Genomic DNA, 9,070 nt, shown 5'->3' with positions numbered 1-9,070 from the left:
ACAAAAGGGACCAAATCGGACGAACGAATCCAATTCCTCAGTGCCCGGCGGTGTGCGCGGCCGTCCGGACCGCCTCGGCGACGTCCTGGCGGACATGATCAGTCACCCGCACGGGGGAGACGTTGGCCGCCTGCGGGGCGGAATCCCCCACGACGACGAACCCGGTGGCGGGGTGCCCGGGGGCCTCGGCGAGCGCCACGGCGCCGCCCGGCTCGCCCACCGTCAGGACGACGTCGCACCGGCGCTGGAGCAGGGAAGTCAAGTACGGGCGGTAGTTCGCGTCGGTCGCCGGGCCGGCCGCGGCGAGGTAGGAGACCTTGATCCCGGTGTCGCCGGACGCGTCCTGCAGCCCGGCCCAGACCGGGCCGGCGCCGGGGCTCGCGAGGCCCTGACCCCCGGTGAGCAGGCACGCCGAGAAGTCGGCGTACACCCGTGCCCGGGCGGGCGGGAGGTCCGGCTGCTCCCCCGACGGCCACACCGCCACCGCCACGACGACACCGGCGGCCACGACCCCGGCCGCCGCGGCCACCCACCAACGCCGCACAGGAACCCCCTCGTTTCCGCGCCCGGCTCCGGACGCTCCCCGGTCAGTGTGCCTTGCCGCCCGATCGCCGCGATCGGCCGCGCCGACCGACCGGCCGCGACACCGGTGAGAAATTGACCGACGAACCGTTTTCCTCGGTTCCCGGACGGATCTACCCAGGGAATTCGGCGTCGGTTAAAGTCCCGCTCGGATCGAAACCGGGGAGGACTCCATGGTGTTGCGCGCTCTTGTCGTGGTGCCCGCGTTGGCGGCGGGAATGCTGTTGTGCACCGTTCCCGCACAAGCGAACAGCACGCCGGCCCACCCCGAATCCGACTTCATGGGTTCGATGGTGCACCGCGTCGAAGGGCACAGCACGGCCCGCGCGACGACCCGCGCCGCGGCGGCGGCCGCGACTCCGAACGCGGTGGGCATGGACGTCAGCCACTGGCAGAACTCGGTGGACTGGACCACGGCCGCGACGAACGGGGCGACCTTCGCCTACATGAAGGCCACCGAGGGCACGACCTACGTCGACGACCGGTTCGCCGCGAACTACGCGGGCTCGGCGAACGCCGGGCTGATGCGCGGCGCCTACCACTTCGCGTTGCCCGACACCGCTTCCGGTGCCGCGCAAGCCACCTTCTTCCTCGCCCAGGGCGGCGGCTGGGTCGCCGACGGGCACACCCTGCCGCCGGTGCTGGACATCGAGTACAACCCGTACGGCACCGCCGACTGGGCCGGCTGGTGCTACGGCCTGACCCCGGCGCAGCTGACCGCGTGGATCACCGACTTCACCACCACCGTCCACGACCGCACGAACCGCTGGCCGGCGATCTACACGACCAACGGCTGGTGGGCCAACTGCACCGGCGGCGACACCGGCACCGCCGCGAACAGTCCACTGTGGATCGCCCACAACGGCACCGACCCGGGCACCATCCCCGGCGGGTGGAGCGCCTACACGTTCTGGCAGTACGCCGATTCCGGCACCTTCCCCGGCGACCAGGACTACTTCGGCGGAACCGCCGACCAGGTCCGGGCGGTCGCGCTCGGCAGCGGGCCGGACAAGATCGCCGACCACTACGCCGCGCTGGGCGGCGCCGCGTCCTACCTGGGCACCCCGGTGGGCGGCGAGACCCCGGTCGCCGGTGGCTGGGAGCAGAAGTACACCGGCGGCGTCATCGACTACGCGCCGAACACCGGCGCGTTCGCGGTGCACGGCGACATCCTGACCGCCTACCAGCGCCTCGGCGGTCCGGCCGGCGCACTCGGCTTCCCGGTGGCCGACGAGACGACGACGTCCGACGGCGCCGGCCGCTACAGCGACTTCGCGATCGGCTCGATCTACACGACGCCGGGCACCGGCGCGCACGGCATCCAGGGCGAGATCCGCAAGAAGTGGCGGGCGCTCGGCGCGGAGAAGGGCCTGGGCTACCCGACGACGGACGAGACGTCGACACCCGACGGCGTCGCGCGCTACAACCACTTCAGCACCAACGCTTCGATCTACTACACGGTCGGCACCGGCGCCCACAACGTCCAGGGCGAGATCCGGAAGAAGTGGGCCGCGCTCGGCTGGGAACGCGGCCTCGGCTACCCGACGACCGACGAGTCGAGCACCCCGGACGGCGTCGCCCGGTACAACCACTTCACGACCGGCTCGTCGATCTACTACACCGTGAACACCGGCGCCCACAGCATCCAGGGCGAGATCCGGAAGAAGTGGGCCGCGCTCGGCTGGGAACGCGGCCTCGGCTACCCGACCACGGACGAGTCGAGCACCCCGGACGGAGTGGGCCGCTACAACCACTTCACCAACTCCGCGTCGGTCTACTGGTCCGCGTCCACGGGGGCGTGGTCGATCCACGGCGCGATCCGGGACAAGTGGGCCTCGCTGGGCTGGGAGCGCAGCGCACTCGCCTACCCGACCAGTGACGAATACGGCGTGTCCGTCGGGCGCCGCAACGACTTCCAGCACGGTGGCGTCACGTACAACACCAGTACCGGCGCGACCACGGTCACCTACAGCTGACGGAAACCGCGTCGCGGAAGGCCGCCACGTGCGCTGTGGCGCACCGGTTCGGGAGGTCGCCGGGGACGACGACGCTGCCGGTGATCGTCAGGGCCGGCCGGAGCGGGATCGCGCGGACGCGGGTCGAGCCGATCTCGGCGACCTGGTCGGCGGGCAGCACCGCCCAGCTGTGGCGGATCGGAGCCGACCTCGACGACGGTGTCCTGGACCGCTCCGGCCGGGCGGCCCAGCCGGGGACTCACCCCCGCCTCGCGCAACGCGGTCGTCACCGCGTCGTGCACGGACGCGTCCGGGACCCGCAGGACGCCGCCGGCCAGGTCGGCGAGGGCGACCGCGGGGAGCTCCGCCGCCCGGTGGTGCCGGGAGACGACGGCGAACAGCGGTTCCGACCACGCCGGCAGCGTGCGGAGGCCCGGCACCGACGGCACGCCGCGGGCCAGCGCCACGTCGAGGTCGCCCTGGCGGAGGGCGTTCAGGCGCGCGGCGAGCGGGAGGTCGACGAGCACGACGTCGAAGGACGCCGGGCTCGCGCGCAGGGCGTCGATACCGCGCTCGAGGCGGCCGGTGAACCCGGCGGCGGTGCCGATGCGCATGGTCCCGGCGGGCACCGCGGCGGCGGCACGGACCTCATCGGCGGCGGCGAGGGCGGCGCGTGCCGCGTCGAGCACGCGGCGGCCGGTGCCGGTGAGGCGGACCCGGCGCGGGGAGCGGTCGAACAGCCGGGCACCCAGTTCGCGTTCCAACCGGGCGATCTGCCTGCTGACCGCGGGCTGCGCGATGTGCAGGCGCTCGGCGGCGCGGCCGAAGTGCAGTTCGTCGGCGACGGTGACGAAGTACCGCAGCGCTCGTAGTTCCACGTCTCCTCCTCGCACGATAACGACAAGTTATCGCTGCACGTGAGCTTCGGATCTGGTTCACCGCCGGGCCGGGTGCTGAAGTCGTCGCATGACCATCGAACTCGGCGTGCTCGGTGCCCACCTGCGCGACCACCAAGTGACCCCGGACCGGGCGGCCGAACTGGAAGCGGCCGGGTACGGCACGCTGTGGCTGGACGCCTCTCCCCCGGCCGACCTCGCCCTGGCGGAACGGCTGCTCGACGCCACCACGCGGCTGACCGTCGGGACCAGCGTCGTGAACGTGTGGACCGCCGACGCGGACACCGTCGCCGCCTCGTACCACCGGATCGCCGCCGCGCACCCCGGCCGCTTCCTGCTCGGCGTGGGGATCGGACACCGCGAGGTGCACACCGGCTACGCCTCCCCGTACGACACCCTGGTGTCCTATTTGGACCGGCTGACCGCGGCCGGGGTGCCCGAAGACCGGATCGTGCTGGCCGCGCTCGGCCCGCGGATGCTGCGACTGGCCCGCGACCGCACGGCCGGCACCCTCCCGTGCATGAGCACGCCCGAGCACACCCGGCGGGCGCGGGCGATCCTCGGCCCGGGCAAGCTCCTCCTGCCCGGCCACTTCGCGGTCGTCGACCCCGACCCCGGGCGCGCCCGGAAGCTGGCCCGCTCCGCGCCCCCGGGCACGGCCCTGCAGGTCACCAACTACGCCACCAACCTCCGACGGCTCGGCTACACCGACGACGACCTCGCCGACGCCGGCAGCGACCGCCTCATCGACGCACTGGTCGCACACGGCGGCCCGGCGGCCGTCGCGGCGGGGCTGCACGCCCACCTGGACGCCGGCGCGGACCACGTCGGCGTCTACCCGCTCGGCGAGGACCCGGTCCGCACGCTCCGCGACGTCGCCGAAGCCGTGACCGGCGCCTGATCCCACCGGGTGCGGGCCGCTCACCCCAGGATCGAGCGGCCCAGCCCGGTCAGCACCGCGTCGTCCTGGGGCGTGTGGACGCGGCTGCAGAGGACGTCGCGGTAGTGGCGCTGCAGCGGGTTCCCGTGCGTCAAGCCGGGATTGCCCGCCAGGGCGACCGCGTGCTCGACCGCTTCGATGAGCAGCCGCGTCGCCAGCACCTTGGCGACGCCGGCGTCCGCTCCGACGACCCCCTGGTCCGCCCGGGCGGCGACGCCGAAGAGGATTTCCTGGGCGCCGGTGATGCGGGCGGCGATCTCGCCCACTCCCGTTTGGAACCGCGGCAACGTCGACAGCGGCTTGCCCAGCCCGCTCGGGACGCGCTCGCGCAGGAAGCCGGTGAGCCAGTCCAGCGCGTTGCGCGCCACGCCGAGGTAGAGCGCCGGCAGCGCCAGCGGGAAGGTGAGCACCGGCGGGCGCTGGGTGTCCGGTGTGGACAGTCCGGCGGTGGCGTCCGCCGGAACCGGGACGTCGGTGAAGACGACGTCGTGGCTCGCGCTCGCCCGCAGGCCGAGGTGGTCCCACGTCGGTTCGATCGTGATGCCCGGCGCGTCGGCGCGCACCAGGAATCCGCCGACGCGCGGCTCGGGTTCGTCGGTCCGGGCCCAGACCACCAGCCAGCGCAGGCCTTCCGAGCCGGTCGAGTAGATCTTGCGGCCGGTGAGCCGCCAGCCGTCCGCGGTCCGGCGGGCGATCGTCGCGGGCAGGCCGCCGCGGGTGGGCGAGCCCAGCTCGGGCTCCACGCGCAGTGCGTTGATCAGGACCGGCCGGTCCGCGGACTCCGCGAGCACCTCGCGGTAGATCTCGTCGGGCCACGTCGGCGTTTCGCCCTGCGCGGCGTGCACGAACAGCGTCATCGCCGTGACCAGCGCGACCGACGGGTCGCCTCGGCCGAGCTCGGCGAGCAGGCGGGCCGTGTCGAGGACGCCCGCGCCCGGGCCGCCGTAGCGCGGGTGCACCGTGGTCGTCAGCAACCCCGCCGCGTGCACCAGTTCGACGCCTTCGTGCGGGAACGTCGCTTCGCGGTCGTGCTCCCCCGCGCGGGCCGCGAGCGCGGTGGCGATCGACGGCAGCGCGCCCAGGTCGGGCTGCGGCACGGTGGCGACGCTGGTGCTCACGAAGTCCTCCGGGGAGTCGGGTTGCGGGGACGATAAGCCGTCCCGCGCGCCCGGGGCCAGCGCGTCCAGCAAATGGACACCCGGAGCTGACCAATTGACAGCGCCGCGGCCGATGCCGTTCGCTACGAAGGCGTTTGGGTTGCGGCGAAAGGAAAAACAGATGTCCGTCGAGTTCGTCGGCATGATCGGCACGCGGGACGCGAGCGAGACCCGGCCGGCCAGAGGACCGGTGATCGACCCCGGTTACGTGCGGCGGTTCGCCCGCGCCCACGAGGACGGCGGCTTCGACCGCGTGCTGATCGGCTACGGCGCGGGCTGGCCCGAAGGCCAGCAGGTCGCCGCCTACGCCGCCGCGCACACCGAGCGGCTCGGCCTGCTCATCGCCCACCGGCCCGGGTTCGTCGCACCGACGCTCGCCGCGCGGGCGTTCGCGACGCTCGACCACTTCAGCGGCGGCCGGGTCGCGGTGCACACCATCACCGGCGGCAGCGACGTCGAGCAGGCCCGCGACGGCGACTACCTCGGCAAGGACGAGCGCTACGAGCGCACCGACGAGTACCTGGAGATCCTCAAGCGCTCCTGGACCTCCGGCGACGCCTTTTCCCACCACGGCAAGCACTACCGCCTCGACGGCTACACCCCGCAGGTGCGGCCGCTGCAGAACCCGCGGATCCCGGTGTACTTCGGTGGTTCCTCGGAAGCCGCCTACCGGGTCGGCGGCAAGCACGCCGACGTGTTCGCGCTCTGGGGCGAGCCGCTGGCCGAAACGGCCGAGCAGATCGCCGCCGTCCGGGCCGCGGCCAAGGCCGCCGGCCGGCTCACCCTGCCGGGGATCAGCGTGTCGTTCCGCCCGATCCTCGGCCCCACCGAGGACCTCGCCTGGGAACGCGCGCAGCGGATCCTCGACACGATCACGGCGTCCGGCGCGGCGAAGGCGGCCCGCGAGTGGCGCGACGGCGGCGCCCCGGCCAACGTCGGCAGCGTCCGGCTGCTGGCCGCGGCCGCGAAGGCCGATCGCCACGACCGTGCACTGTGGACACCCACGGCCACCGCCACCGGCGCGGCCGGCAACTCCACCGCGCTGGTCGGCACGCCGGAAACCGTCGCGAAAGCGTTGCTGGACTACGTCGACATCGGTGTCACCACCCTGCTGATCCGCGGCTACGACCCCCTCGACGACGCGATCGACTACGGCAGGCACCTGCTGCCGCTGGTCCGCGCCGAGCTCGCCCGCCGCGACCGGCGACCGGCCACGGCGGCCGCCGTATGACGCTCGCCCCACCCGTCCCGGCGAGCTGGAGCCCGCCGGCGAGCGCCGCGGTCCGCGGCACGGTGCTGGTGCTGCCGGGCCGCGGCGAACACGCCGGGACCTACCCCCGGCTGGGCGCCCGGCTCGCGTTCGACGGCTACCGCGTCACGGTGCCGGACCCCGGCGTCCCGGTGAAGGTCGCCGCCGGCCCGGGGCCCGTGGTGCTGCTCGGCCACGACACCGGTGCCACCCGGGCCCTCGAGCTCGCCTCGACCCTGCCGGTAGCCGCCGTCGTCGCCAGCGGGCTCCCCCTCGGCGCGCCGCGCGGCTGGGAGGACGAGCTGGATGCCCGGACCGCCTGCCCGGTCCACCGCGCGCTGCTCGAATCCGACGACCGCTTCGCCCGGGGCGAGCTCGGCGAGCCCGCACGGACGTCGTCCGCCCGTCCCCCGGTCCCGGTCCTCGTCCTGCACGGCGAAGCCGACCGGGTCGCCGACGCCGAGGCCGCCCGGGCATACGCGGCGAACCTCCCGGACGCCCGGTTCGTGCTGGTCTCCGGCGGCCGCCACGACGTGCTCAACGACGTCGACCACCGCAGCGTCGCCGCCGAGATCGTCCAGTTCCTGGAGTGGCTGCGGGCCGGAGCGGGCGCGCCGGCCCTGATCCGGGGATGATGGCGGGTATGCGCATCTCGGCCCGGGCGGACTACGCGATCCGCGTCCTGCTGGAGCTGGCCGCGGACACCACGCGGCCGATCACCTGCGAGGCCGTCGCGTCCACCCAGGACATCCCGGCGCGGTTCATCAAGGCCGTCCTGCGCGACCTGCGCCAGGCCGGGCTGGTCCGCAGCCAGCGCGGCTGCGAAGGCGGCTACTGGCTGGCCAGGACGGCCACCGAGATCACCGTGCGGGACGCCGTCGTGGCGGTCGACGGCGAGTTCCTCTCCGTCCGCGGCGAACCGCGCCCCGCCCTCGCCTACCACGGCACCGCCGCCGGGCTCGGCCCGTTCTGGTCCGGCGTCGAGGCCGGCCTGGACTCGATCCTGCGCGCGACGACGCTCGCCGACCTGCTCACCGGTGCCGCCACCGGCCGACGAAAGGACACCCCGGCATGACCGACCTCTGGCACCAGCCGCTGCGCCACATCCGCGGCGCGGACCTGACCGGCGACACGAACCAGACGACCGGGATGACCCGGCTGGAGGCGATCTCCGGCAAGACGGTCGGCTCGTCGAAGGTCTGGATGGGCGAGACGCACGTCGCGCCGGTGACCAACTCGGGCGACCACCACCACGGCGAGGCCGAGACCGCGATCTACGTCAAGTCCGGGCACCCGGTGTTCGTCTTCGCCGACGGCGACGAAGAGGTCCGCATCGAAACCGGCCCCGGTGACTACATCTTCGTGCCGCCCTACGTGCCGCACCGCGAGGAGAACCCGACCGACGAAGAAGCGGTCGTGATCATCGCGCGCAGCAGCCAGGAAGGCATCGTGGTCAACCTGCCGAGTCTCTGGTCCCCGGTCGACGTGCCCGAGGACTGACGTATGGGCCCGGCGCTCGAAGTCGTCGAGTACACCGACCCGGCGTGCCCGTGGGCGTGGGGTTCGGAGCCGAAGTTCCGCCTGCTGCGAGCGGAACTGCCGGCCGTGCGGTGGCGCCGGGTGTTCGGCATCCTCTTCGACGACGACGAGGACCCCGCGCCGGACCCGGCCGCGGAAGCCGCCTGGTACGCGAAGTTCATCGACGGCGTCACCGAACACACCGGCGCCCCGAAACCGCCGCACCTGTCCTGGGTGGCGAAGACGAGCTGGCCCGCTTCCCTGGCCGCGAAGGCCGCCGAGGCGCAAGGGGAAGCCGTGGCCGACCGGGTCCTGCAGCGGCTGCGCGAGACGACGTTCCTGCTCGGCACCCCGGCCGACGACCCCGAGCGCGTGCTCTCCGCCGTCGACGGCGTCCCGGGCCTCGACCTCCCCGCGTTGCGGACGGCGATGGCGAGCGACGAAGTCCGCCGGGCCGTGCGCGAAGACTGGCGTGAGACGCGAAACCCGTGCCCGGAAGTCCTCGACATCACCGCGCCTGGACCGCACAGCGGCCGCGCGAAACACCTCGAACACCACGTCCGCTACGCCTTGCCGACGCTGACGTTCACCGGCCCCGGCGGCCGGTTCGTCGTGCCCGGCTGGCGTCCCCTGCGCGAGTACTTCGACGCGGCGCGCGCCGCGTCGGTCCACAGTGGAACCCTTCCCGGCTCGTGGGAACCCGGCCGCGGGCGTTGACTCTCCCCGCCCGCCGGGGAAAATAGACACATGCCGGTGACTGATTAGCCCGGCAC

Annotated in this window: 10 protein-coding genes; 7 read left to right on the top strand and 3 right to left on the bottom strand. The window is 73.6% G+C overall.

Annotation, left to right across the window (positions count from 1 at the left end):
• Positions 1-37: 37 nt before the first annotated feature.
• Positions 38-544 (bottom strand): hypothetical protein, encoded by a 507-nt coding sequence (locus tag ACLJQM_RS12470; RefSeq protein WP_360781591.1) that lies wholly within the window; start codon positions 542-544, stop codon positions 38-40.
• Positions 545-755: 211 nt separating this feature from the next.
• Between ACLJQM_RS12470 and ACLJQM_RS12465 the strand changes: the two genes are divergently transcribed.
• Positions 756-2,558 carry a GH25 family lysozyme gene (locus ACLJQM_RS12465; protein ID WP_410631305.1) on the top strand — a complete coding sequence of 601 codons (1,803 nt, stop codon included), beginning with the start codon at positions 756-758 and terminating at the stop codon, positions 2,556-2,558.
• Here the strand turns inward: ACLJQM_RS12465 and ACLJQM_RS12460 are convergent.
• Positions 2,549-3,415, bottom strand: coding sequence for a LysR family transcriptional regulator (locus ACLJQM_RS12460; RefSeq protein ID WP_410631304.1), 867 nt, complete (start codon positions 3,413-3,415; stop codon positions 2,549-2,551). The genes ACLJQM_RS12465 and ACLJQM_RS12460 overlap by 10 nt on opposite strands.
• Positions 3,416-3,503: 88 nt before the next feature.
• On the opposite strand from ACLJQM_RS12460, the gene ACLJQM_RS12455 reads away from it, so the two are divergent.
• A complete protein-coding gene (locus tag ACLJQM_RS12455; protein ID WP_410631303.1) occupies positions 3,504-4,334 on the top strand; it encodes a TIGR03620 family F420-dependent LLM class oxidoreductase in 831 nt (276 codons plus the stop codon).
• A gap of 20 nt (positions 4,335-4,354) precedes the next feature.
• Here ACLJQM_RS12455 and ACLJQM_RS12450 read toward each other — a convergent pair whose 3' ends face one another.
• Positions 4,355-5,491 carry an acyl-CoA dehydrogenase family protein gene (locus tag ACLJQM_RS12450; RefSeq protein ID WP_410631302.1) on the bottom strand — a complete coding sequence of 379 codons (1,137 nt, stop codon included), beginning with the start codon at positions 5,489-5,491 and terminating at the stop codon, positions 4,355-4,357.
• Between the two features lie 160 nt (positions 5,492-5,651).
• On the opposite strand from ACLJQM_RS12450, the gene ACLJQM_RS12445 reads away from it, so the two are divergent.
• The 5 genes from ACLJQM_RS12445 to ACLJQM_RS12425 are packed head-to-tail and all read left to right on the top strand — an operon-like array spanning position 5,652 to position 9,014.
• On the top strand, positions 5,652-6,761 hold the full coding sequence (locus ACLJQM_RS12445; protein ID WP_360781601.1) for an LLM class flavin-dependent oxidoreductase: 1,110 nt from the start codon (positions 5,652-5,654) through the stop codon (positions 6,759-6,761).
• Entirely contained in the window at positions 6,758-7,414 is a 657-nt protein-coding gene (locus ACLJQM_RS12440; RefSeq protein WP_410631301.1) for an alpha/beta hydrolase, read from the top strand. The genes ACLJQM_RS12445 and ACLJQM_RS12440 overlap by 4 nt, the downstream gene beginning before the upstream one ends.
• Before the next feature lie 8 nt (positions 7,415-7,422).
• On the top strand, positions 7,423-7,854 hold the full coding sequence (locus ACLJQM_RS12435) for an RrF2 family transcriptional regulator (protein ID WP_247022504.1): 432 nt from the start codon (positions 7,423-7,425) through the stop codon (positions 7,852-7,854).
• Complete coding sequence (locus tag ACLJQM_RS12430) at positions 7,851-8,279, top strand: cupin domain-containing protein (RefSeq protein ID WP_247022503.1); 429 nt, start codon at positions 7,851-7,853, stop codon at positions 8,277-8,279. Before ACLJQM_RS12435 ends, ACLJQM_RS12430 begins: the two co-directional genes overlap by 4 nt.
• 3 nt (positions 8,280-8,282) lie before the next feature.
• A complete protein-coding gene (locus tag ACLJQM_RS12425; protein WP_410631300.1) occupies positions 8,283-9,014 on the top strand; it encodes a DsbA family protein in 732 nt (243 codons plus the stop codon).
• The last annotated feature ends 56 nt before the right edge of the window (positions 9,015-9,070 follow it).

It is taken from the genome of Amycolatopsis sp. cmx-4-83 (assembly GCF_046548815.1).
Classification (GTDB): domain Bacteria; phylum Actinomycetota; class Actinomycetes; order Mycobacteriales; family Pseudonocardiaceae; genus Amycolatopsis; species Amycolatopsis pretoriensis_A.
This window is presented reverse-complemented; position numbering and strand designations above follow the sequence as displayed.

Excerpts from the sequence above, each read along its gene's own strand:
- ACLJQM_RS12465 (WP_410631305.1), top strand. The coding sequence starts at position 756 with ATGGTGTTGCGCGCTCTTGTCGTGGTGCCCGCGTTGGCGGCGGGAATG.
- ACLJQM_RS12455 (WP_410631303.1), top strand. The coding sequence starts at position 3,504 with ATGACCATCGAACTCGGCGTGCTCGGTGCCCACCTGCGCGACCACCAA.
- ACLJQM_RS12445 (WP_360781601.1), top strand. The coding sequence starts at position 5,652 with ATGTCCGTCGAGTTCGTCGGCATGATCGGCACGCGGGACGCGAGCGAG.
- ACLJQM_RS12440 (WP_410631301.1), top strand. The coding sequence starts at position 6,758 with ATGACGCTCGCCCCACCCGTCCCGGCGAGCTGGAGCCCGCCGGCGAGC.
- ACLJQM_RS12435 (WP_247022504.1), top strand. The coding sequence starts at position 7,423 with ATGCGCATCTCGGCCCGGGCGGACTACGCGATCCGCGTCCTGCTGGAG.
- ACLJQM_RS12430 (WP_247022503.1), top strand. The coding sequence starts at position 7,851 with ATGACCGACCTCTGGCACCAGCCGCTGCGCCACATCCGCGGCGCGGAC.
- ACLJQM_RS12425 (WP_410631300.1), top strand. The coding sequence starts at position 8,283 with ATGGGCCCGGCGCTCGAAGTCGTCGAGTACACCGACCCGGCGTGCCCG.